This window comes from Mesorhizobium sp. CNPSo 4689 (assembly GCF_057784325.1).
The window spans coordinates 15,685-38,200 of record NZ_JBWLUZ010000032.1 but is presented as its reverse complement, the minus strand read 5'-3'; the positions used below and the strand labels follow the sequence as shown (position 1 = coordinate 38,200).

20 protein-coding genes and 1 tRNA gene are annotated in these 22,516 nt (G+C 61.6%); 13 read left to right on the top strand and 8 right to left on the bottom strand.

Annotation, left to right across the window (positions count from 1 at the left end; translation table 11 throughout):
* Positions 1-23: 23 nt before the first annotated feature.
* Complete coding sequence (locus tag AC04SI_RS27210; RefSeq protein WP_404283825.1) at positions 24-521, bottom strand: prolyl-tRNA synthetase associated domain-containing protein; 498 nt, start codon at positions 519-521, stop codon at positions 24-26.
* Positions 522-734: 213 nt separating this feature from the next.
* Between AC04SI_RS27210 and AC04SI_RS27205 the strand changes: the two genes are divergently transcribed.
* From AC04SI_RS27205 to AC04SI_RS27190, 4 genes are all read left to right on the top strand, one after another.
* Positions 735-809, top strand: a tRNA-Gly gene (locus AC04SI_RS27205).
* A 337-nt stretch (positions 810-1,146) separates the two neighbouring features.
* Positions 1,147-1,428: a helix-turn-helix transcriptional regulator gene (locus AC04SI_RS27200; RefSeq protein ID WP_488475240.1), complete on the top strand. Its 282-nt coding sequence runs from the start codon at positions 1,147-1,149 to the stop codon at positions 1,426-1,428.
* A gap of 31 nt (positions 1,429-1,459) precedes the next feature.
* Positions 1,460-1,648 (top strand): hypothetical protein, encoded by a 189-nt coding sequence (locus tag AC04SI_RS27195; RefSeq protein WP_488475239.1) that lies wholly within the window; start codon positions 1,460-1,462, stop codon positions 1,646-1,648.
* A 62-nt stretch (positions 1,649-1,710) separates the two neighbouring features.
* Entirely contained in the window at positions 1,711-2,766 is a 1,056-nt protein-coding gene (locus AC04SI_RS27190; RefSeq protein WP_488475238.1) for a hypothetical protein, read from the top strand.
* A gap of 786 nt (positions 2,767-3,552) precedes the next feature.
* On the opposite strand, the gene AC04SI_RS27185 is transcribed toward AC04SI_RS27190, so the two are convergent.
* Both AC04SI_RS27185 and AC04SI_RS27180 read right to left on the bottom strand, forming a co-directional pair.
* Positions 3,553-4,653, bottom strand: coding sequence for an alcohol dehydrogenase family protein (locus tag AC04SI_RS27185; RefSeq protein WP_404283850.1), 1,101 nt, complete (start codon positions 4,651-4,653; stop codon positions 3,553-3,555).
* 43 nt (positions 4,654-4,696) lie between these two features.
* Positions 4,697-6,547 carry a tetratricopeptide repeat protein gene (locus AC04SI_RS27180; RefSeq protein WP_488475237.1) on the bottom strand — a complete coding sequence of 617 codons (1,851 nt, stop codon included), beginning with the start codon at positions 6,545-6,547 and terminating at the stop codon, positions 4,697-4,699.
* 1,125 nt (positions 6,548-7,672) lie between these two features.
* Between AC04SI_RS27180 and AC04SI_RS27175 the strand changes: the two genes are divergently transcribed.
* From AC04SI_RS27175 to AC04SI_RS27165, 3 genes are all read left to right on the top strand, one after another.
* Positions 7,673-7,927 (top strand): DUF982 domain-containing protein, encoded by a 255-nt coding sequence (locus AC04SI_RS27175; protein ID WP_404276048.1) that lies wholly within the window; start codon positions 7,673-7,675, stop codon positions 7,925-7,927.
* Between the two features lie 1,230 nt (positions 7,928-9,157).
* Positions 9,158-9,382, top strand: coding sequence for a hypothetical protein (locus tag AC04SI_RS27170; protein ID WP_404283854.1), 225 nt, complete (start codon positions 9,158-9,160; stop codon positions 9,380-9,382).
* A gap of 58 nt (positions 9,383-9,440) precedes the next feature.
* Positions 9,441-9,650, top strand: coding sequence for a hypothetical protein (locus tag AC04SI_RS27165; RefSeq protein ID WP_404283856.1), 210 nt, complete (start codon positions 9,441-9,443; stop codon positions 9,648-9,650).
* Between the two features lie 89 nt (positions 9,651-9,739).
* Here the strand turns inward: AC04SI_RS27165 and AC04SI_RS27160 are convergent, their stop codons facing one another.
* Positions 9,740-10,612: a phytanoyl-CoA dioxygenase family protein gene (locus AC04SI_RS27160; RefSeq protein WP_404283858.1), complete on the bottom strand. Its 873-nt coding sequence runs from the start codon at positions 10,610-10,612 to the stop codon at positions 9,740-9,742.
* Positions 10,613-10,655: 43 nt separating this feature from the next.
* Entirely contained in the window at positions 10,656-11,540 is an 885-nt protein-coding gene (locus AC04SI_RS27155) for a helix-turn-helix domain-containing protein (protein ID WP_404283859.1), read from the bottom strand.
* Positions 11,541-11,646: 106 nt separating this feature from the next.
* Between AC04SI_RS27155 and AC04SI_RS27150 the strand changes: the two genes are divergently transcribed.
* From AC04SI_RS27150 to AC04SI_RS27130, 5 genes are all read left to right on the top strand, one after another.
* Positions 11,647-12,915, top strand: coding sequence for an ABC transporter substrate-binding protein (locus tag AC04SI_RS27150; protein WP_404283861.1), 1,269 nt, complete (start codon positions 11,647-11,649; stop codon positions 12,913-12,915).
* 288 nt (positions 12,916-13,203) lie between these two features.
* Positions 13,204-14,064, top strand: coding sequence for a carbohydrate ABC transporter permease (locus tag AC04SI_RS27145; RefSeq protein ID WP_120016771.1), 861 nt, complete (start codon positions 13,204-13,206; stop codon positions 14,062-14,064).
* Positions 14,061-14,897 carry a carbohydrate ABC transporter permease gene (locus AC04SI_RS27140; RefSeq protein ID WP_404283865.1) on the top strand — a complete coding sequence of 279 codons (837 nt, stop codon included), beginning with the start codon at positions 14,061-14,063 and terminating at the stop codon, positions 14,895-14,897. Before AC04SI_RS27145 ends, AC04SI_RS27140 begins: the two co-directional genes overlap by 4 nt.
* Positions 14,898-14,908: 11 nt before the next feature.
* Positions 14,909-15,994, top strand: a complete 1,086-nt coding sequence (locus tag AC04SI_RS27135) for an ABC transporter ATP-binding protein (RefSeq protein ID WP_404283867.1) — start codon at positions 14,909-14,911, stop codon at positions 15,992-15,994.
* A 59-nt stretch (positions 15,995-16,053) separates the two neighbouring features.
* A complete protein-coding gene (locus tag AC04SI_RS27130; protein WP_488475236.1) occupies positions 16,054-18,087 on the top strand; it encodes an aldo/keto reductase in 2,034 nt (677 codons plus the stop codon).
* Between the two features lie 234 nt (positions 18,088-18,321).
* On the opposite strand, the gene AC04SI_RS27125 is transcribed toward AC04SI_RS27130, so the two are convergent.
* Positions 18,322-18,750, bottom strand: a complete 429-nt coding sequence (locus AC04SI_RS27125; protein ID WP_404283871.1) for an Lrp/AsnC family transcriptional regulator — start codon at positions 18,748-18,750, stop codon at positions 18,322-18,324.
* 125 nt (positions 18,751-18,875) lie between these two features.
* Between AC04SI_RS27125 and AC04SI_RS27120 the strand changes: the two genes are divergently transcribed.
* Positions 18,876-19,979: a saccharopine dehydrogenase family protein gene (locus AC04SI_RS27120; protein WP_404283872.1), complete on the top strand. Its 1,104-nt coding sequence runs from the start codon at positions 18,876-18,878 to the stop codon at positions 19,977-19,979.
* Positions 19,980-20,105: 126 nt separating this feature from the next.
* On the opposite strand, the gene AC04SI_RS27115 is transcribed toward AC04SI_RS27120, so the two are convergent.
* Positions 20,106-20,972, bottom strand: coding sequence for a glycosyltransferase (locus AC04SI_RS27115; RefSeq protein WP_404283892.1), 867 nt, complete (start codon positions 20,970-20,972; stop codon positions 20,106-20,108).
* A 63-nt stretch (positions 20,973-21,035) separates the two neighbouring features.
* Positions 21,036-22,433, bottom strand: a complete 1,398-nt coding sequence (gene lpdA / locus AC04SI_RS27110; RefSeq protein ID WP_404283874.1) for a dihydrolipoyl dehydrogenase — start codon at positions 22,431-22,433, stop codon at positions 21,036-21,038.
* Between the last annotated feature and the right edge of the window lie 83 nt (positions 22,434-22,516).

Below are 22,516 nucleotides of genomic sequence, written 5' to 3'. Positions count from 1 at the left end.
AGTTTTCGCCATCCATGTGGCGATCATGCCGAGACTTTCAAGATAACAGCATCGTGTCCGGTTGCCTCGACGAATTTAACGAGATCGGCGGCAGCTATCGAGGTCGTCGCCTCATTGGTCATCGGATGGGCATTGATGACATCATGCCCCATCAGCTCCTGGTCGAGCACCACCTTGACCCGCCGCTCGGTGTCGTTGATCAGTCCGAAAACCGTGACCGCGCCCGGCGTGACGCCGAGAAGCTCCATCAGCATCTCAGGCTTGCCGAAGGAGACCCGGCTGGCGGCGCCGATCAGCTGGTGGATCTGCTTGAGGTCGACCACAGCCTCCTCGCCGACGCTGACCAGGAAGAAATTGTCCTTCTTGTCCTTGAGGAACAGGTTCTTGGTGTGGCCGCCGGGGATCTCGCCGCGCAGCGCCTGCGAATCGGCGACCGTATAGAGCGGCGGGTGCCGCCGCGTCGAGACAGTGATGCCGAGGTCGGCGAGAAAGGTGAAAAGCTCGGCTTCGGTCTTCGGCATAGGTCTTCTCTTCATCTCCAGCAGGGCCATGCCGTTTACGGCCAATGGTACCCTCCCGGCAAGGCCGTCCTGGAACGGACCGGCGAATCCTCGGTACCGCAAAACGGAGTCGGTCGCACTTGAGAGCTAGGCCAAAAAGCTCGTCATTTCCCTGTTGCAATCGCCGCGCTCTTCAGCCATATAGGCGCGGCTTGCGGCCCTAAAGCCGCGCGAGCGGGTGTAGCTCAGGGGTAGAGCACAACCTTGCCAAGGTTGGGGTCGAGCGTTCGAATCGCTTCACCCGCTCCAGTTTCCTTCAGGAAATCAAGCGTTTAAAGCGGCTGCCGAGAGGCGGCCGTTTTACTTTGGCGCCCGTGTCGCCACCATGTCGCCACCATGTCTGTTTTTGAACAATATTCTGTCCAGCGTCTTGCCTCCGCAAACTCGCGACACTGATTTAGGCCGAGAGCTCACGAAATGTTGCGAATTGTTACGAAAGTTCATGTTCGCACTCAAGCCATTGATTCATATCGTGAATCTTACAGCGACGAAGTTATAGGTTCTTTTAGGACTATCCTCCTATCCGCGCTGTTGCCAACAATCTGAAATCGGTACTTCTATCCCTCGGTGTCATGGAGAAACACTGATGGTGACATCGCAAACGCAACTTACCCGCCACATGCTGCGTACCGAGCACGTCGCTCGAATTACCGGGTTGTCCGCCTCGACACTCACGAAACTCCGCCTCACTGGTGGCGGACCGCACTACATCAAGCTCGGCCGCACGGTTGTGTATGACCCGGCGGACATAGAGGCCTGGCTCAGCGCCAATCGGCGTAGCTCAACTTCTGCTTCTCTGAGAGATCACAGCGGCCCGCCTCATTCTGACGCAAACAGAAAGGCCGGGCGTTCGGCAGAGCGCTCGTAGCTTCCCGCACAACAACTGTGGAGAAATCTTGTTGCCCAAGAAAAGACGTAACTTGCCGCCCTTTTTCACCGAACTTTACCTTCGCGCTTTGGAAAGAAAGAAAGATCAGAAAAAGCCGGGCAAGCCGGCCGTCCTCAACGTTGGCGAACCGTCGGCCGATAATAAAGCGCCGAAGCGAAGCCGCGTTAGACTAACTGATCACAAAGGCCGTCCATCATGAGCGGCCATTGCCGAAACGTAGACCTTCCATGGTTCGGGCAAGCGACAATCGGCTACGACCATATGCTGATTGGAACCGACACCAAATTTGACGACCTTGCGGCTGCGCTGCCCCTGCCTGAACTGAGTCCGGCATTCCACCAATTCCAGTTCTATCAGCATATGGAGAACCCTTACTACTGGTCCGAAATCAACCTAACCTGTTCCCCGGATCACGATGGTTTGTCGGTCTTGCAGCTGTACGAGTCGGCACTGGGCAGCAGATACGCCGCCAAGGAAGTCGAGGTCGCATTGGATATCGCTTGCGAGTCATTCGAACAGGTTGCCTCAACCTTGCTGCGACTGGTTGGGCTTGTATTCAAACACCACCACCGGCGACGCCACATGCGGGTGGCATATGAGAAAGATCAGGAAAGTCCGCCGCCGGGGTGCCTGCCGCTTCCGACATTCTACTTCGAAGATGGGAAATCTGGTGTTTGCCTGAAGCTCTACTCGCGGGAAGTGAAACGGCTGGGCGACCAGTATGGCGGCCATATCGCCAGGATAGAATGGACGCTCAAAGGTCAGGCCATCACCCGTCAACTTGGCATCGCCTCAAGGCGGGTGAGCGACCTTATCAAGGCCGACCTGTTGGACTTCGTTCGGCGGAACCTTGTGGTTGCGGAAACTGATCATGCGCGCTTTGGTGCACTTTTGTTACCAGGGGAGAAACTGAAACGCTTGGCGGCGCGACCGCCCGACTCTCGATACATGCCACGTGGAGTGACTGCGAAAGAGTACTGGTCGCGGCGTGCAAGCTACCTGTACCTGTCCACACGAGCGGCACGAGACGCCGACCTGCTTGGCGGCGAGGAATGGCAACAACGGTATGTCAGGAAAGCCCGGCGCAGATCAGCAAAGAATTGCAGGCAGAGGAACAGGCCCGCCTACCGAACCGGCCGAAACACGGACCCAAGCCGAAGGTCCGTTTCTCAGACTACCAGCTGGGAAAAATCATCAAGAAGCGCCGTATCGTGCTCATACTTTAATAATAGAGAGCCACGATTCACAAAAAGCCTTATCATGCCCTTGCTAATCAGACACTTAGTCAATTTAAGACCGACTACGAACACGCGATAGATGACTTTCTAAGAACGACGGCCTAGGACATGACGCTCACCACAGATCGCCATCACCCACCGACGATTTTTGGTCGTGTGGGCGTCTGGAAATTCCCTTCCAAGGAAAAGAAACATCCACTGGAAGGGATTGTACCCTTCACTTCATGGGAGATTGCCCGGTCTCACATCACGCGCCGAAGCTCGCATTGAAGCATGCTCTTTTCTTACAGGTCAGAAAGAACTGACCGGCTATGGTAGGTAGGCTTGGGGGCTCGGCTGCCCTGTGGCAGCGACAAATGCCCTGACAGGGCGTTCGCTACTCGGCTGCTGCCTTGCAGGGTCAACGGCCCCTTCAAACTGCCTGGCGGGCTTGTATGAGCGCAGCGCCCGCTCGCCTTAGAACAACTCCCGGCGTGTGCTGCGTACCCCAACGGGGGTCTAAGACCATGCAGCGCAAGAAAGCACCAATGGATAGAACCACCAATGCCATGAAGACACACTGTCCGTCATCAGCCTTCGCAGCTTCCACGCTCCGACCTCAATGCCTTGTTGCGCCAACTGAGAGACCTCCACATGCTTACCCGAATGCACGGGGGGAGCACATGGCTGCTCAGCGGGAACACGCCGGCGAACCAACTCTTGGCTAAATCTGGAAACGGCTCGGCTACCCATTTGGATTGTTCTGTTGTCGTGCCAGCGCGGCGAGTGGAATTGCTGCACCGAAAAAACGATCACGCCTGAGGGGGCTTTCACGAACACCGGCGGCAATTCAACGACGCATCACCCCGGTCGTTCGCCTCGTTGATCAAGACCTATGTGCTTGATGCCACATGGCGTCGGGCACCACGACGAGCTTTCCGACGAAAGACTTCCTCATAAAATCTTCTTGGGCACGATGTAGGTTGGACAACCGATAGGTCGCCGCGACGACAGGCCGGAGACGGCCCTGCTCGATAAAGTGAATCACGCGGTCGAACGCATGCCGCGATCCTTGGGACGACCCGTGAAGTTCGAGATGCTTGATGTAGAGGGTTCGCAGGTCGAATTGGACCACCGGCCCTCCGATCGCCCCCGCCGTGGTGTACCGGCCGTGGGGTCGAAGTGCCCTAAGAGCAAGGGTGAAGAACTCGCCGCCTACGACATCGGCAACGACGTCCACGAGTTCGCCTCCGGTCGCCGCCAAGAGTTGCTCGAAGAGGTCGCCTGATCCCCGAGTGATGACCGCCTCGGCTCCGAGCCCAAGTAAGGCTTGCTCTTTGCCGGACGAGACGGCTGCGTATGGAACGGCGCCGCGTGCACGGCAGAGTTGGACGAGGGCCGACCCTACGCCGCCTGACGCGCCGGTGACGAGTACTCGTTCTCCCGCCGAGACCCTGGCCCGGTCGAGCATATGCTCGCCAGTATGATAGGCACAGCAGAAGGTCGACAATTCGACATCAGACATTCGGGTATTGACCTGACGCGCGTTGAGCGCTGGAACTGTCATGTACTCTGCATAGCCGCCATCCCTCCCATGGCCGATATAGTCGATGTCACCGAGATAATCGGGATTGGGTCCATACATGTTGAAGTCGACGAGCACCCGCTCTCCGACACGCGAGGAAGACACGTCAGGCCCGACTGAGACAATGGTGCCTACTGTATCGCAACCCTGAATGCGGGGGAACGGCAGCGGGGGTCCGTCGCGACGCCAGGACGAGGCTGCCGTTGGGTCGGCATCGGAACCGTATGCAGCCTGCCGGACCCATATATCTGTGTTGTTAACGGCGCAGGCCGATACCCTGATCAGCACTTCATCGTCGCCTGGTCGGGGAACTGGATGATTGTCGACATAGACCAACTTGTCCATTTCCCCGTGGCCCGTAAGAATCATGGCCTTCATCACGTCGGGCGTCGCAACAGGCATCGCATCTCCTCCTGCCCTTCTAAGGGTGGCCGTGCGCCCTACGTCACTCTTGCGGCGCAGCCACCAGTATCTTTGCATGGACCGGGTGATCTCGCAGCGTAGCGAGATCGGGGTCAAGCCGGCACCAATCGGACTCGTCCGATCCGAGTGGCCGCAGGTAGTCTGAGAGAAATTGCGCAGCCTTGTCGCTTTCTCCGAGCAGAGCATAAGTGCAGGCTGCATTGAACTTCGTGTTGTGGTCGTCCGGGTCGAGTGCCAAGGCCCGCTCGATCCATTCGCGGGCCCGGTCGGAGACGCCCAGGGCTGCCAGCCCGCAGGCGCCAACCTGCAAAGGAGCGGGATTATTCTTGTCCTCATCGAGTTTGGTGCCGGCACGGTCGACGATGATGTGGGCAACTGCCTTGGCCTCAGCGGTACGGCCCAGAGCCGAGAGGGCCTTCCTGAGGAGGTTGGGTGATCGGAAGTCGTCCGGGTGGAGTGTCACTGACCGTCGGAACAACTCTTCGGCCCGCTCATAGGCCCCGCGCGCAAAGGAGAACCTGGCAACCGCCAAGCAGACCTCGTGCGAATCCGGATCGATCGCAAGGGCACGCTCAAAGGCTACAGCAGCTTCATCTGGCCGACCGGCGAAGAAGAGTGCGTAGCCCTGGGCCGTATGAGCCTCGGCCAGACTTTCGTCCAGGTGGAGTGCGTAGCCGCAGACGCCCAAGATCGTTGCGACCAGGACGTCTTCTCCATGCCAAGACCGCAGATAGACATCGCAATCAGCGATCCCAGCAAAGGCCCGCGCGAACAAGGGGTCATGCTCGACGGCCTGACTGAACAGAAACCGGGCCATGCGGAGGGATTGATGGGTTCGCATGTGTAGCGATTTCCGGCCCTGCAGGTAGAGGTCGTAGGCTACAAGGTCGGTCGTAGGTTTCTGGACGAGCGTGCCCTTCTCGTGAGGCATAAGGCGCACCTTGAGCTGTTCGACAATCTTCCGAGCAATTTCATCCTGGATCTCGAAGATATCGGTAAGGTCGCGGTCATAACGCTCTGCCCACAGGTGGCTTCCGTCGCGGCCGTCGATCAACTGGGCGGTGATCCGGACTCGCGCCCCAGCCTTCCGGACGCTGCCCTCAAGGACGGCGGCCACGTCAAAGCGGCGGCTCACCTCCTGCACATCAACCGCCTTGTTCTTGTACGTGAAGACCGAGTTGCGTGCGATAACGCGAAGGCCGGCTAGTTTGGAGAGATCAGTGATGATGTCCTCGGTGATGCCATCGGAGAAGTATTCCTGTTCCGGGTCGCCGCTCATGTTGTCGAAGGGAAGGACCGCGATCGAAGACTGCTTGTTCCCTGTCGTCGATGTCTCGGATGCGGCCCGAATGGCCAAAGGGGTTTCGACGACGTGGAAAACACGTACGGGACGCTCAATGTTCTTAAGGGTCATGTCTCCCGCGTCCTCAAAGGTCGCATCGGTGCGGTTCCCAACGTGGTCCCGCACCGTGCCCGAGATGGCGATGCCACCTGGCCTTGCGACGCCTTCAATCCGAGTGGCTACGTTTACACCGTCTCCGAAAATGTCGCCGTCCTCGACGAGGATGTCTCCGAGGTTGATGCCAATACGGAAATCGAGACGATGGTCAGCCGCCGCGCCGACATTGCGCAGCCGCATGCCGCTCTGAATCTCCCTGGCGCAGGTCAGCGCGTTCACTATACTCGGAAACTCGACTAGTATGCCGTCGCCAGTTAGCTTGAATATTCGGCCCAGATGCCGAGCGACGCTCTCTTCGATGAGTTCGGTCCTGTGCGCTTTCAATGCGGAAAGTGTCCCGATCTCGTCATTGCCAACGAGGCGGCTGTAGCCGACAACATCCGCGGCCAAGATAGCACTGAGACGGCGTTCCATGATCGTCCCGAATAAGGTTCAGGCGATGGTAGCACATTTTGCGCCCTTGGGCGCTCCTGGCGAGTACACGATGTCTCTCGGGAGTTCGGTCTGACGATGGCACGTCATTGCACGCTGTTGCCAACCGCACCTACCGCAACGGCGCCCTTGCCCTCACTCGTCAACAGTACGATTCGCGCCCGCCAAACCACCTTCTGCGGCGTATTGCGACCACGAACCCAACCCTCAAGTCTTGCCCGGTCAGCGGCCGAGAGCCCTCGCTTGAAGCGTGTGGGAGACACGTCAAGATGCGCGCATCGTTCTTGCATTGTTGGCCTATCGCCCACACTAGCGCTTGAGGGTTCTCTGTGATCGCGACGACCAGTTGCACTGGAGCGTGGCCTATGGAACGTCCCTTCCAAGGAAACGAAACATCCACTGAAAGAGATTGTACCCTTTGTCGTGGGGATTGGCCGATCTCCCACCACGCGCCTGAGCCCACTTTAGAGCATGCTCTTTTCGTCGCGACTTCTGCGCTGCGGAGAGGAACGATACTGCACTGGTGGGCTTGGCGGGCTGTTGGCCTTGTCTTGGGCCGACAAATGAAATTCCGAGTGAAATCAGCTCTGACGGAGGCGACTCGCGCGGTGTGGTAGAGTCCATTTTGGGGCCGCCAAGGCTCATCTCGAAGTCATTTTCGAAGCTTCATCGAAACGGATCCTATCGGGCGTGATTGTGGCGACGACTAAGAAAATGGACAGCCCGCCGCCACCATCGGACGCGATCTGCTTAGCACAGGTGAAGGACGCGCGGACGGGATTTGGAAGGACAATCTTCTCGCACTGAATGAGTGCGGCTGAGACGGCGACACCCTCGTTACTATCGGGGCCTGCGCGGATTGTCGCGGGCCCCATTAGCGGGATTGATCCTCCGCGATTCGCATGAACTCGTGAAGATCCGCGCCAATAGCGCGACTAATCCAAATGAACTCGGCCACATCGAGTCGGCGCTCCACCCAATTCAAACTTCGAGACGAACGTCGGGCGACGACCGAGGCGCTCAGTGACGGACCTGCCGACGAGCAGCCTACAGCCTGCGCCCATCTCCACTCTACCCAATACTCACGACTTCCATTAGCATTCCCTAATGTCCGCTCTCTCGTTCAGCCCCAAGGTCCCTGTGAAGACCAATGCCGGTCACCGACTTCTGATCAGCGACGTACAGGCTGCGTCCAAGGAACTCCTGACATGGACCGAGCGTGGCCCGCACTGGAACCGAGCAGCACGCGTTTGCACCGCCGCCCTGACTGGCAATGCGACTCCGCAGGAGGCCAGGAGGTGCTTCAGGATTGCCGCCATAGAGAATGGTCGCCTCCTTCCCCGCATTGAAGAAGAAAACTGAATACCTATGCCGCCTCTGCCACCTTCGTCGGTCGCCGTTTTTTCCTGGCACTATGGTTGATTACGATGTTGGCCGTGCGGACGAACGACAAGACGGGCCCAACGGCCGCCGGCTGGCATATCCATAGGCCCTTCGCGCATCTTTGCTAATTTGCCAAAATGGCCATGGTCCGAGGCGATAAATCGGATGAACCCCGAGTCAAATCCGGTTGAGACAGAACGCTTGCGTCTGGCGCGGTAAACCCGTCAACGGCCGCAGGCATCTGCGCGGCGAGGAAGGCTTGCGACACGCCTCGCCGCAGGATTTCCGGGAGGTATCGGTGGCACAGGCCACTGGGCCATTTGGTCACGTCCTCACGATCCTCAGCCTCGAAGAACCCCATGGATCAGGACCAAATAGACGACCGGGGCAACGAGCAACCAGCAGATGGCCATTCCGATAACCACGGCAATGCCCAAGCGCTCCGCTCGCCTGGAGATGTCAGCGAAATCAGCCTCACTTGGGATGAGATCAAGGATGGAGCACTCACTGGCGCCAGGGGTATGATTGTCGTTTGCAGGTTGGCATGCGGCATCAACGTTTTGATTGCGCGACGAGATATGGTTCACACTTCGGCCTCGTTAAATCGGTGCCCGCCGCCGGGGGACAACAGCGGGCACCGCGGTTAACCGCCGATGAAGGGACTTCATACTCGGCAGTCCATTCCAATGTCTTGGCGAGGCATCGGTTTCCACCCTCAGGCCTTTGCCGCTGAAGCTGAGACTTCAGTCGGACCCTCATAGGACCGTAGCCCACAGGCGGAACGAATGGCCTTCAGGCGCCGTTTGCATCCGGTCTCAGGAACCTTTCATGCGCGAGCCGCTTTGTGTGCATGTCCAAAGCCGTCGAACCCCCCTTATTGCCAAAGGGTAGCCCAGATCGGGAGGCCAACTGCGAAGTCGCCATGGAAGCGGCATTCGCAGCGCTGGTGACTGCCTCAGAAGCGCAAGGCTGGACGCCGCGCGAGACGGCTGCATCCTTGCTGAAAATCGCTACGGAGCATGCCCGGCAGTTCAGGCTTGCGCCGGCTGAACCGCCAAGGTGGCAAACGCGAAGAGGTATATTGATCGCGTGTGCCGCGCTCGTGTTTTTGCTGTGTGCCGCCACCGTTTGGTGGATGCTTAGGTGAAATCGGAACAAATGGGATCGACGCCGGTTAACAATCGAAGGGACTGCGACGAGTGCGGGAAAATGGTTGATCTCTTGAACTTGGAATTGGCTAAGGCGAGACAGCGCGTGAAACGAGCCGAGAACTCTCTGAAGCGCGCGAATGAGTTGCTGGACGAGGATTGCGGCGTCGGAATCAACATCGCGTTGTGCAGCCGGATAAGGTCCGAGCAAAGGCGTGTGGTCGAGGCGAGGGAACGCCTGACGAAGATCGATCCCGTCAGCATTGACAGCGTCCGCGCGGGTTGAACCATCCGGTCGCCCAGGGGGCGACTGGCCCCAACCGGCCTGGCTGCCTCGACGCCCGGTGAAACTCTCCGTCTTTGTCGGCATGTTCGTCGACGACGGCAGTCTGGCGCGGCTGGCGCTGGTCCTGATTGCCGCGATCACCGCGGCGGTAAAGCTGCTGGCCTTGCCGCCGCTCGTCGGCGTCCTGGTGCTGGTCGGCTGCCTGGCCATCCTGCTGCACAGCGTTCGCCGCGCCGCGGAGCACAAGCCAATGATCACTGATCAATAGAGGGTGAAAAACACCGGCAGCATGGCGCATCTGTCACGCTCGAGGATCGCCATCCCGGTCGACGGTCGCTTTCCCCGAGCGCCGATCACTCAAAGCATGTCGTCGAGGCTCCAGTGATTGTTCCAGCGGGCATCGATCTCGTCGTCGACATTCTGGTAGCGGATATCGGTCGAAAGGCGGATGCGCCTGTCGGCGCTTCGATTGGTCGTCGAAGCGTGGATCATGAACGGTGAGTGCAGAACCACGTCGCCGGCCTCGTAGTCGGCGACCAGCCATCGCGTGTCGAAGCGCTCGGCCATGTCGGGAAGATCCTTGGACACCCAGCCGCCCTCGGTCATGTTGCGATTGAAGGCGCTGATCCGCTCCTGCGGCGCCAGAGCGGCATTGTCCTTTTCGAAGCGGGCCTCCATCGCCGTCCCGATCGCATGGGAGCCTTCCAGATAGGCAAGGCCGCCCATCTCGACCGGCGTATCGCCGATCGGTATCCAGGCGGTCACCACGCGGCTCGTGCCGCCGCGCAGATAGACCAGATCGTAGTGCGCCGGGGTTGCGGCCGGCGTTCCGGGCTGCGTGAACCGCATGAGCTTGCGCTTGTGCAGATAGGACAGACCGCCGAGGAATTGGTCCATGAAGCCGGAAAGGCGCGGCTGGGCGCAAAAACCTTCATAGGTGGCCGAGCGCACCAGTGACATCAGCCGACGGTCGGCGAGGCCCTTGTCGAGCATGCCGTCGGCCGCGTTGCCCAAGGCAGGTTCCGAGCCGGGCTCGATCAGCCCGGCATCGCCGAGGTGGGAAAAAACCCAGCCGCGAAAATCGATGACATCGGCCCGGTTGAGAAAACCCTTCAGCCAGACATAGCCGTTTGCCTCGTAGAGTGCGCGGATTGCCGCGACGCCGACACAAGGATCGGTCGGCACGAGATGGCCGAGTCGATCGGGCGCGCTTCGACAGCGTCTTGCCATTGGCGACGAGATTGGCCGGCGCGACGGCTCGAGATCCGAACATCTAGAGGACGGAATAGCCGGCGCTCGCACGCTCGCGCCTAAAATCCGATGGCGACATGCCGGCCAGCTTGCGGAACGACTTGTTGAAGGCGCTCAGCGAACCGAAGCCCGAGTCCATGGCAACGCGCAGCACATTGGCGTCTTCATGCATCAGCAGCGCCTGGGCGTAGCTCAGCCGCAGCAGGTTGACATATTCGTTGAGCGTCATGCCGGTCGACTTCTTGAAGATGCTCATGGCGTATTTCGGATGGATGTCCGCCGCCCCGGCGATGTTCACGCAGTCGATCTCGTAGAGGAAGTTTTCGGCGATGAAGTCGCACATGCGCCCGACATTGCGCGAGGATTGCTGGTCGAAGGGGCTGCCGGCGGCCTGCCCGGCTGGGTGTTCGGGCACCAGCCGGTAGGGCTCGAACCGCATCCGCTCCAGCCTGAGCAGCAGCTCGTTCACCGCGTGCTCGGCCTTTGCCGGATCGCCCGAGCGGACATAGCGGTTCCAGCGCTCGAAATTGTCGTCGTCCGACCGGTCGGTCGCATCGCTCACCAAGGTAGCACCCGTCATCAGCCGGTGCCGGACATCGGTCGGCAGATGCAGCCGGAAGAAATGCACCAGCGGCAGATGCGCGCCGGCATAGATGGCATCGTCGCTAAGATCGTCCATCTGGTGCGGCAGGCCGCCCCAGAACAGGCACATCTCGCCGGCCGACAGCGAAATCTCATGGTCGTTCATGCGGTAGTGCACGCTGCCGCGGACGATGAAATTCACCTCGACCTGGGCATGCCAATGCGGTTTGAGCATCACCAGGGGTTCTGTGTGGAACATCTGCAGCAGCAGCGGCAGGCCCTCCACGCTGCTGGCGCCAGGCTGATAAAATGGCCTTTCCGGCATCTTACTTTCCGCCAATTTCTTATTCCCTTTGTCGGGGACAAGCCTTCCGCGCTGCCTAATGTAGCCACGCTCACCAAAAGAGAGCAAATGAAATGGGAGGATTTCAATGCGCACCATACTGACCTGCGCCGCGCTCGCGCTTGCCCTGGGCTCCGGCCCGGCCATGGCGCAATCGGGCGAAATCACGATCTGGAGCTGGAACATCGCGGCTTCGTCGCTGAAAGCCACCGTCGCTGGCTTCAACAAGCAATTCCCCGATATCAAGGTGACCGTCGAGGACCTCGGCAACCAGCCGACCTATGACAAGTCGATCGCCGGCTGCGCCGCCGGCGGCGTCGGCCTGCCGGATATCGTCTCGGTCGAGAATGGCGAGGCCGAGAACTACTGGAGCCAGTTCCCCGACTGCTTCGTCGACCTGCATACGCTCGGCTACACCGCCGAGGACCAGAAGAAATTCCCCGATTTCAAGCGCACCGAGCTCGAAGTGGGCGACAAGGCCTATGCGATGCCGTGGGATTCCGGCCCGGTCGCCGCCTTCTACCGCCGCGACTTCTATGAGAAGGCCGGCGTCGACCCCGCCTCGATCAAGACCTGGGACGATTTCATCTCCGCCGGCAAGAAGATCCAGGCCGCCAATCCGGGCGTGACCATGACCAACGCCGATTTCAACGGCGACACCGAATTCTTCCGCATGATCGCCAACGAACAGGGCTGCGCCTATTTCGCCGCCGACGGGCAGTCGATCACGGTCAACCAGCCCAAATGCGTCGATACCCTGACCAAGATCAAGGAAATGAAGGACGCCGGCATCATGGCGTCGGCCGACTGGGGCACCAAGATCACCAACAACACCGCCGGCACCGTCGCCACCCAGGTCTATGGCGGCTGGTATGAAGGCACCATCCGTACCGAATCGGCCGGTGAAAACGGCAAATGGGGCGTCTATCTTATGCCGAGCCTGACCGCCGACGGCCCGCGCGCCGCCAATCTCGGCGGCTCCTCGCTGGCCATCACGTCAGCCAGCAAGAACAAGGAAGCCGCCTACGCCTACCTGAAATACACGCTGGCGACCAATGAGGGCCAGATCACCATGCTCAGGGATTTCGGCCTGGTGCCGTCGCTGATCTCGGCGCTCGACGACCCCTACGTCTCGCAAGGCCTGCCTTACTGGGGCGGCCAGGCCGTGTGGAAGGACATCCTCGCCACTCTGCCCAAGGTCGTGCCGAGCCGCGGCACGCCGTTCCAGAGCGACGCCGAGATCATCATGCGCGCCGTGCAGACCAAATATCTGGCCGGCGGCTATCCCGACGCCAAGGCGGCGCTCGACGATGCCGCAAGCCAGATCGCCTCGGCGACCGGCCTGCCGATCAAGTGACGAGACGGCGAGCTGAGTGATGCGTCCTGAAGGAATGTCGGCGCTGCCCCTCATCCCCTGCCGGGACCTTCTCCCCGTATAGTGACGGGGAGAAGGGAGATGGCCGCAACGACGCCGCCTTCCTGCGACGGCGGTGATTGGCGAAACCACCGATGACAGCGCCCCTCTCCCCGTCACTATACGGGGAGAGGATGCCGGCAGGCAGGTGAGGGGCCGCGCAAACATCGACGATTGAATACCAGTAACGCCACCTATCGGGCGTGACACAGAAGCAAAAAGGAGGAAACGATGCGCTATCAGAACGCCACGGCCTATCGTTTCCTGGCGCCCTATCTGCTGATCTTCTCGGTCTTCTGGGTCTGGCCGATCATCAGCTCGTTCCTGATCTCCTTCCAGGCGACCCGCACCGTGCCTTGGCGCTGGGCGCCGACCTTCAACTGGGGCCGGCTCATCGGCGACCCGGCCTTCTTCAATGCGCTGAAGAACACGCTGCTCATCCTCGTCATCCAGGTGCCGGTGATGATCTCGCTGGCGATCGTGATGGCGGTGCTCCTGAATTCGCCATTGCTCAAGGCGCGCGGCCTCTACCGCTTTGCCTTCTTCGCCCCGGTCGTGGTCGGCGAGGTCGCGTATTCGGCGGTGTTCCGGCTGATGTTCAACCTCAATTTCGGCATCATCAACAAGCTGCTGAACAGCGTCGGCCTGCCCAGCATCGACTGGTTCTCCAACGTCACGCCGGCGATGGCGCTGATCATGATCGCGGTGACCTGGCGCTGGGCCGGCTACAACGCCATCATCCTGCTCGCCGGCCTGCAATCGATCCCGGATGACGTCTATGAGGCGGCGACGCTGGATCGCGTCAGCAAGGTCAAGCAGTTCTTCTACATCACCCTGCCGCTCTTGAAGCCGATCATCGTCTTTTGCGCCGTGCTGTCGATCATCGGCACGATGCAGCTGTTCACCGAGCCCTTCCTGATCACCGAGCGCGGCGGCCCGGGCGGCGGCACCGAGACGCTCGGCCTGTTGCTCTACCGCCAGGGTTTTCGTTCGCTCAATTTCGGCTATGCCTCGGCCGTCGCCTACACCATGGCGGGGTTGGCGATCGCCATCACGCTGGTGCAGCTCTGGCTGACGAAGGAGCCGAAATGAGCTCGCGTTCGCAGGCAAGGCTCGGCCGCAGCATCGCGCTGCATCTCTTCCTGACGCCGCTGGCGCTGATCTGGCTGTTTCCGCTGTGGATGATGGTGGTGTTTTCGACCATGCCCGACAACGGCATCTTCAGCCCCGGCATCGAGCTTCTGCCGCACGACAATTTCATCGACAATTTCAACAATCTGCAGCGCGACACCAACTTCGTCGGCGCCATCGGCATCTCGGTTTCGGTGGCGGTGACCTACACCTTCCTGTCGGTGCTGCTTACCTCGATGGCCGGCTGGGCACTCGCCCGCTACAATTTCGTCGGCAAGGGCGTGGTCGTCGCCATCATCCTCGGCACCATCACGCTGCCTTATGCGGTGGTGCTGATCCCGCAATTCATCATGGTGGCGCGCGACTTCCAGCTCGCCAACACCTGGGTGGCGCTGATCGTGCCGCCGCTGTTCAATTCGCTCGGCGTGCTGTTCATGCGCCAGAGTTTTTCGATGATGCCGGGCGACCTGTTCGACGCCGCAAGAGTCGAGGGCGTCAAGGAATGGCGCATCTTCCTGTTCGTCGCGCTGCCTTTGGCGCGGCCGATGCTGGCGGCGCTTGCCATCATCCTCTTCCTTGCCTCCTGGAATAATTACCTCTGGCCGCTTTTGATCAACAGCCAGCCCGGCGCGATGACGGCGCCGGTGGCGCTTGGCACGCTGATCGGCCTGACCAAAGTGTCATGGGGCGGCATCATGGCCGGCGCCGTGATGCTGACCGTGCCGATGCTCGTCGTCTTCGTGCTGCTGCAGCGTCATTTCATCGCCGGCATCGCCGCCGGCGCCATCAAATAGGATAGGACGAGATGGCCGCCGTCACGCTTAGCAATGTCGTCAAGCGCTTCGGCGTCTATGAGATCATTCATGGCGCCAACATCGACATCGCCGATGGCGAGTTCGTCGTCTTCGTCGGCCCTTCCGGCTGCGGCAAGTCCACGCTGCTTCGGATGGTCGCCGGGCTGGAGGACATCAGCGGCGGCGAGATCGCCATCGGCGGCAAGGTGATGAACGACGTCGAGGCGGCCGAGCGCGGTATCGCCATGGTGTTCCAGTCCTACGCGCTCTATCCGCACATGACAGTCGAGCAGAATCTGAGCTTCGGCCTCAGGATGAACGGCAACCCGAAGGCCGACACCGAGCGGCGGGTGAAACGGGCCGCCGAGATCCTCTGCATCGACGAACTGATGCAGCGGCGACCGAAGCAATTGTCGGGCGGCCAGCGCCAGCGCGTCGCCATCGGCCGCGCCATCGTGCGCGAGCCGCAGGTGTTCCTGTTCGACGAACCGCTGAGCAATCTCGACGCCGAACTCAGGGTGCAGATGCGGGTCGAGATCTCCAGGCTGCACAAGGAGCTCGGCGTCACCATGATCTATGTGACGCACGACCAGACCGAAGCGATGACGCTGGCCGACCGGATCGTCGTGCTCAAGGCCGGCAATGTCGAGCAGATCGGCGCGCCGCTCGACCTCTATGACGACCCGGCCAACCGCTTCGTCGCCGGCTTCATCGGCTCGCCGAAGATGAATTTCCTGGCCGCGAAGGTGGTCGAGACCGGCGATGGCGCGGCAACGATCGAACTCGTCAACCATGCCGGCGCGCGGCTCAAAAAATCGCTCCAGACCACACCGCCCGCCGTCGGCGCCGATGTCGTGCTTGGCGTCCGACCGGAGCATTTCTTCGATGCCGGGCAAGGCGATTGCGACATCGCCGTCAAGGCCGATGTCGCCGAGCACCTGGGATCGGTGAGCTACGTCTACGCCGATGCCGGGGACACGGAACTGATCATCGAGCGGGAGGCATCGCGGCATCGGGCGAGCGGCGACCATCTGGTGGTGTCGATCAGGGCCGGCAAGGCGCTGCTCTTCGACACCAAGGGCGCACGCATTCGCTAGGCGCCAGGACCTTTCTTTGCCTGACCCGACGCGTCGAGGCGACCCCAAGGAGATTTGAAATGAGTTCCGAAGCCAGAAAAATTCGTTGGGGCATTCTTGGGCCCGGCAGCATCGCAAAATCCTTTGCCGGCGGCGTGGCGCAATCGCGCACCGGTACGGTTGTTGCGCTCGGCGCCCGCAACCCCGGCAAAGCGGGCCTTGCCGAGACCTTCCCCGGTGCCCGCATCCTCGACGGCTATGATGCGCTGCTCAATGACGCGGAGGTCGACGCCGTCTACATTTCGATACCGCACCCCGGTCATGCCGAATGGGCGATCAAGGCCGCCGAAGCCGGCAAACATGTGCTGTGCGAAAAGCCGCTGGCGCTGACCGCCTTCGAGGCCGACGCGATGATCCATGCGGCGCGAAAGGCCGGCACGTTCCTCGGCGAAGCCTTCATGTACCGGCTGCATCCGCAGACGCTGCAGCTGGTGGAATTGATCAAGTCGGGTGCGATCGGCGACGTCCGCATGATCAAGTCCAGCTTCGGCTTCGCCATGCCCGGCTTCATGCCGGAGCACCGGCTCTACGCCAACGACCTCGCCGGCGGCGGCATACTGGATGTCGGCGGCTATCCCGCCTCCATGGCAAGGCTGATTGCCGGCGCGGCATCCGGAAAACCCTTTGCCGAACCCGACAAGGTGACGGGCGCCGCGCATCTCGGCCAGTCCGGTGTCGACGAATGGGCCTCGGCGCTGCTGCATTTCCCCGGCGGCATCGTCGCCGAGATCTCCTGCAGCATCTCGCTGGCGCAGGACAATGTGCTGCGTATCTTCGGCACCAAAGGCCATATCGAGGTGCCGGATTTCTGGTTCGCCGGTGGCAACCGCGACGTCGGGCCGGGCAGGATCGACCTGATCCGGCCCGACGGGACCCGCGAAACCATCAGCGTCAACGAAACCCGCCATGTCTACTCCTTCGAGGTCGACGGTGCCGGCGACGCGATCCTTGCCGGCAACCAGGAATTCGCCTGGCCGGGCATGGGCTGGTCCGACAGCCTCGGCACGCTGCGCGTGCTCGACAGATGGCGGGCGGCTGTGGGCATCGAATACGAGATCGAAAAGCCGGCAAAACGCATCAACACGATTTCGGGCCGGCCGCTACGCACCGATGGCACCAGCATCCCGAAGCGCCAGATCCCCGGTCTGCCGCGACCGGCCTCGTGCCTGGCGCTCGGCTTCGAGGATTTCCGTACGTTTTCCTCGGGCTCGATCCTGCTCGATGCCTTCTTCGAGGCCGGCGGCAATCTGTTCGACACCGGCTATGTCTATGGCGGCGGCTACACCGAGGCGCTGCTCGGTCAATGGCTGAGGAGCCGCGGCGTACGCGAGCAGTCGGTCGTCATCGGCAAGGGCGCGCATTCGCCGCTCTGCTATCCCGATGTCATCGGCAAGCAGCTTGCCCAGACGCTCGACCGGCTGCAGACCGATCATGTCGACATCTATTTCATGCACCGCGACAATCCGGACGTGCCGGTCGGCGAGTTCGTCGACGCCATGGACGCGGAGGTCAAGGCCGGCCGCATCCGCGGTCCGTTCGGCGGTTCGAACTGGACGATGGCGCGCATGAACGAGGCGATTGCCTATGCCGAGCGGACCGGCAAGCAGAAGCCCGGCGCGCTCTCCAACAATTTCTCGCTGGCCGAGATGCTGGAGCCGATCTGGGCCGGCTGCGTCACCTCCTCGACAGACCAGTGGAAGGCCTGGCTGACCGCCCGCCAGATGCCGAACTTCGCCTGGTCGAGCCAGGGCCGCGGCTTCTTCACCGACCGTGCCGGGCGCGACAAGCGCGACAATGAGGAACTGGTGCGGGTCTGGTATTCGGACCGGAATTTCGGCCGCCGCGACCGCGCCATCGAACTGGCGAACAGATTGGGCAAGAGCCCGATCCATGTCGCGCTCGCCTATGTGCTGGCGCAGCCCTTTCCGTCCGTCCCGCTGATCGGCCCGCGCACGCTGGACGAACTGGAGGACAGTTTGCAGGCGCTGGATATCAAGCTGTCGGCGGAGGATGTGGCGTGGCTGGACAGTGGGCCGGAAAGGCGCAGGGCGTAGCAGTCAATCAGGCGAGGCAACAAACGCCTCATTCCTTCGCGCCCCCCTCTGGCCTGCCGGCCATCTCCCCCACAAGGAGGGAGATCGGATGTCACGCCGGCTTTCGCCAATCTCCAAGGTTGCAAAAGGAGAGCCGGCGCCGAAGCTGCCAATCTCCCCCCTCGTGGGGGAGATGTCCGGCAGGACAGAGAGGGGCGCTGTCCCGCCGACGTCTCAAGCCTCCGAGCGCCGCCCTCACCGATCGATCCTAGTCGACAAAATAATCGACGACGAAGTCCGCTCCACCCCGTCCATGGCGCCGATCTGGTCGAGCAGGGAATCCAGATCCCGGATCGACGGGGCGTCGACGATGACGATCATGTCGAAATTGCCGCTCACCGAATGCAGCGTCCTGACCGGCGGCAAAGCCTGCAGGCTGCGCACCACCTTGTCGGCGAGCTTGGGCGTCACGGTGAGCAGCACATGCGCCCGCACCAGGCCTTGCTCATAGTCCGGTGACAGCCTGACACCATAGCCGGCAATGATGCCGCGCTGCTCCAGCCGCTCGATTCGGCTCTGCACGGTGGTGCGCGACACACCGAGCTGGCGCGCCAGTTCGGCGGTCGATGCGCGCACGTTGGCACGCAGCAGGGAAAGCAGGGCCTGTTCGGCATCACTGATCATTTCGACGATTTCCTTCGGCATATTGTTCAAAGAGTGGTTTCGTTCCGAACAATTTCACGCTTCCTTTCGACAGGCAAGCTGCGATTCTACGGCTCGTAGTTGACATTCGGGCGAGGGAACCGGTCATGAAGAAAATTGTTGTCGTCGGCGCCGGAAAGATCGGCTCGACCATTGCCGAGATGCTCGCCGCGACCGGTGACTATCACGTCACCCTCGTCGACCGCGCGGCAGCACAGCTAACCGCGGCCGAACTGCCGGCCACGGTTGCGACGCTGGAGCTCGACATCGCCGCCCCGGGCGCCCTCGAAGCGGCCCTGGTCGGCACATTCGCGGTGCTGAGTGCTGCCCCCTTCCATCTGACCACCCGCATCGCCGAGGCGGCGGCCAGCGCCGGCGTGCACTATCTCGACCTCACCGAGGATGTCGCCAGCACCAGGCGGGTCAAGGAACTGGCTCGCTCCGGCAAGAGCGCCTTCATCCCGCAATGCGGCCTGGCGCCGGGCTTCATCTCGATCGTCGCCAACGATCTCGCCAGCCGCTTCGACACGCTGGAGAGCGTGCGCATGCGCGTCGGCGCCCTGCCGCAATATCCGTCGAATGCGCTGAACTACAATCTGACCTGGAGCACCGACGGCGTCATCAACGAGTATTGCGAGCCTTGCGAGGCGATCGTCGAAGGCGAGTTGATCGAGGTGCCACCGCTAGAAGAGCGCGAGGAATTCTCGCTCGACGGCGTCACCTATGAGGCGTTCAACACCTCGGGCGGGCTGGGCACCTTGGCCGAGACCCTGAAGGGCAAGGTGCGCACGCTGAACTATCGCACCATCCGCTATCCCGGCCACGCCGCGATCATGAAGGCGCTGCTCAACGATCTTGGCCTGCGCCACCGCCGCGACGTGTTGAAGGACATCTTTGAAAGCGCCCTGCCGGCGACGCTGCAGGACGTGGTCATCGTCTTCGTCACTGTCAGCGGGCTCAAAAACGGCCGCCTGCTGCAGGAGACCTATGCCAACAAGATCTACAGCCAACGCGTCGGCCAGACGGTGCGCAGCGCCATCCAGATCACCACGGCGTCCGGCATCTGCGCCGTGCTCGACATGCTGGCCGACGGCAGCCTGCCGGCGACAGGTTTCGTCAAGCAGGAGGACATCGCGCTCGACGTTTTCCTCGCCAACCGTTTTGGTCGCGCCTATGTACAGCACGAAATGGTTAGCCGGCTGGCGAGTTGAGTTGGCACCCTTTCCCTTCTCCCCTTGTGGGAGAAGGGGAGCCACCGCTCCAAATATGCAGCGCCTGCCCGGCGCCTTCAGCGCCGCTTCCCGGAGGTGGCCGACGCCCGCGGCACGTCCACCTCCCTATTTGCGCAGGATCATCGGCCGCCCGAGCAGAAACCGGACAAAGTTTCCCACTGTTCGCGAGGCCTTGGCTGAAGTGTGAGACAGTTGCGGCGGCCTCTCCTTTCGCACGGGCTCCCGCCTTTCGATCTCGATGCCATGTCGACCCACCGTGAAGGACGGCTCCGCGACCGGCTTGCCCCTGAGCACATTGGCGGCATTGTTGTCATGTATCACGATGCACCATTGCGCGCCCTTCGATGCCGCCACGACGGTGTTGAAGCGCGTCGCCATCTTGGCGTGATGGTCGCTATAGACACCTTTCATTTCGGCTGATCGCTTCTCGACCAGGGTGCCGAACGCCGACGTGACATATTCGTGGTGCGTATAGCGGCCGGTCGCCGTGTCGAAATTCTGGCCGTCCGGAAAGGCGATGTAGAGCGGCTGCTGGCTAACCGCGCCTTTTTCGATCTCCCGGCGCGCGTAATAGTCGATCCGCTCCATGAAGCCCGGCGCCAGCGCGTCATCGCTGTCGAGCCGCGTCAGTGACACGAACTCGGCATCCGTATCGCCTTGGACGAACGCGTTGAAGCGAAGACTGTAGGTCTCATGCGCTTCGACGCGGACCGGCCTGACGTCGATGCCGGCCACGCAATTGCAGACGGTCCTGACGTAGTTCTCGTGCGTCTCGGCATCGAAGGCGATCAGGACGGTAAAGTCCTTCAGCGACTGTGCCTCGAGAGAAGGCGCGCAATATCCGTCAAACAACGCCAACCGCTCGACCAACCAAACAGGATCGAGATTGGCGCGACCCTCTCCGTTCCACTGGCTCGGTTTGAAACCGGTGGGGGCGTTGTAGCGAATCGCAATGTATTTCTTCAGTTCCATCGCCACGGAAAGACACCAGTCTGTCCCGTTACGCAATCCGTGAGCGCGGCACGACCGCCGCAGCTAGATATGCAGAGCGTGGCCGAGCGCCTTCAGCGCCGCTTCCTGGAATCCTTCGCCCTGCGTCGGATGGGCGTGGATGGTGCCGGCGATGTCCTCCAGCCGCGCGCCCATTTCCAGCGCCAGGCCAAAGGCCGTCGACAGCTCCGACACGCCCTGCCCGACCGCCTGGATGCCGAGCACCAGATGGTTGTCCGCGCGCGCCACGACGCGGACGAATCCATCCTCGCCGTGCTTGGTCATGGCGCGGCCGTTGGCGGCGAAGGGAAACAGGCCGATCTTGATTTCACCGCCGACGGCCTTCGCCTCCTCCGGCGACAGGCCGGCTGTCAGCAGCTCCGGATCGGTGAAACAGATCGCCGGGATCGCCCGCTTGTCCCAGCTGCGCTTGTGGCCGGCGACGATCTCGGCGACCATTTCGCCCTGCGCCATCGCCCGGTGCGCCAGCATCGGCTCGCCGGTGACGTCGCCGATGGCAAAGATGCCGCGCATCGAGCTGCGGCACTGGTCGTCGATGCGGATGAATTTGCCTGACATATCGAGATCGATCTGCTCGAGGCCCCAGCCTTCGGTCACCGGCTTGCGGCCGACCGTGACCAGGATGGTGTCGGCGGCGATTTTGGCATTCTTGCCGTCTGATGTCTCGACCAGCAGCGCATCGCCCTTGGTCGACAGCCCCTTGGCCTTGGCGCCCGTCATCACCTCGATGCCGAGTTCGGCGAGCCGCTTCACCACCGGCCGGGTCAGCTCGGCATCATACTGCGCCAGCACGCGCGGCAGGGCTTCGACCACGGTCACCGCGGCACCCATCTTGGCGAAGGCGGTGCCGAGCTCCAGCCCGATATAGCCGCCGCCGACCACGGCGAGCTTCTTCGGCACCTCGCCCAGCGCCAGCGCTTCCGTGGACGAAATCACCGGCCCGCCGAACGGCAGGAACGGCAGCTCGACCGGCGCCGAGCCGGTGGCGATCACCACCGCCTCTGCCCGGATCACCTGCGTCCCCATCTCGGTCTCGACCGCGACAGTCTTGCCGTCGCGAAACGTCGCCCACCCTTGCACGGTCTTGACCTTGGCCTTCTTGAGCAGGCCGGCAACGCCACTGTTCAGCCGGCTAACGATGCCGTCCTTCCAGGCGACGGTCCTTGTCAGGTCGAGCTTCGGCGCGCCAACCGAAATGCCGAGCGGGCTTTTGCCGCCGGCCATATGCGCGACCTTCTCGAACTCTTCCGCAGCGTGGATCAGCGCCTTGGACGGGATGCAACCGACATTGAGGCAGGTGCCGCCAGGCTTGCCGGCTTCGACGATCACCGTATCGACACCGAGTTGGCCGGCGCGGATGGCGCACACATAGCCGCCGGGACCGGCGCCGATGACGAGCAGGTTGCAGGAGATTTCTTTCATCTTGGCACCTTGGTTGGTCGTCGCGATGGACAATCCGCTAAGTAGCGATCCTTCGCGCCCCCCTCTGTCCTGCCGGACATCTC

Excerpts from the sequence above, each read along its gene's own strand:
- AC04SI_RS27210 (WP_404283825.1), bottom strand. The coding sequence starts at position 521 with ATGCCGAAGACCGAAGCCGAGCTTTTCACCTTTCTCGCCGACCTCGGC.
- AC04SI_RS27200 (WP_488475240.1), top strand. The coding sequence starts at position 1,147 with ATGGTGACATCGCAAACGCAACTTACCCGCCACATGCTGCGTACCGAG.
- AC04SI_RS27190 (WP_488475238.1), top strand. The coding sequence starts at position 1,711 with ATGCTGATTGGAACCGACACCAAATTTGACGACCTTGCGGCTGCGCTG.
- AC04SI_RS27185 (WP_404283850.1), bottom strand. The coding sequence starts at position 4,653 with ATGCCTGTTGCGACGCCCGACGTGATGAAGGCCATGATTCTTACGGGC.
- AC04SI_RS27180 (WP_488475237.1), bottom strand. The coding sequence starts at position 6,547 with ATGGAACGCCGTCTCAGTGCTATCTTGGCCGCGGATGTTGTCGGCTAC.
- AC04SI_RS27175 (WP_404276048.1), top strand. The coding sequence starts at position 7,673 with ATGTCCGCTCTCTCGTTCAGCCCCAAGGTCCCTGTGAAGACCAATGCC.
- AC04SI_RS27170 (WP_404283854.1), top strand. The coding sequence starts at position 9,158 with ATGGTTGATCTCTTGAACTTGGAATTGGCTAAGGCGAGACAGCGCGTG.
- AC04SI_RS27160 (WP_404283858.1), bottom strand. The coding sequence starts at position 10,612 with ATGGCAAGACGCTGTCGAAGCGCGCCCGATCGACTCGGCCATCTCGTG.
- AC04SI_RS27155 (WP_404283859.1), bottom strand. The coding sequence starts at position 11,540 with ATGCCGGAAAGGCCATTTTATCAGCCTGGCGCCAGCAGCGTGGAGGGC.
- AC04SI_RS27150 (WP_404283861.1), top strand. The coding sequence starts at position 11,647 with ATGCGCACCATACTGACCTGCGCCGCGCTCGCGCTTGCCCTGGGCTCC.
- AC04SI_RS27145 (WP_120016771.1), top strand. The coding sequence starts at position 13,204 with ATGCGCTATCAGAACGCCACGGCCTATCGTTTCCTGGCGCCCTATCTG.
- AC04SI_RS27140 (WP_404283865.1), top strand. The coding sequence starts at position 14,061 with ATGAGCTCGCGTTCGCAGGCAAGGCTCGGCCGCAGCATCGCGCTGCAT.
- AC04SI_RS27135 (WP_404283867.1), top strand. The coding sequence starts at position 14,909 with ATGGCCGCCGTCACGCTTAGCAATGTCGTCAAGCGCTTCGGCGTCTAT.
- AC04SI_RS27130 (WP_488475236.1), top strand. The coding sequence starts at position 16,054 with ATGAGTTCCGAAGCCAGAAAAATTCGTTGGGGCATTCTTGGGCCCGGC.
- AC04SI_RS27125 (WP_404283871.1), bottom strand. The coding sequence starts at position 18,750 with ATGATCAGTGATGCCGAACAGGCCCTGCTTTCCCTGCTGCGTGCCAAC.
- AC04SI_RS27120 (WP_404283872.1), top strand. The coding sequence starts at position 18,876 with ATGAAGAAAATTGTTGTCGTCGGCGCCGGAAAGATCGGCTCGACCATT.
- AC04SI_RS27115 (WP_404283892.1), bottom strand. The coding sequence starts at position 20,972 with ATGGAACTGAAGAAATACATTGCGATTCGCTACAACGCCCCCACCGGT.
- lpdA (WP_404283874.1), bottom strand. The coding sequence starts at position 22,433 with ATGAAAGAAATCTCCTGCAACCTGCTCGTCATCGGCGCCGGTCCCGGC.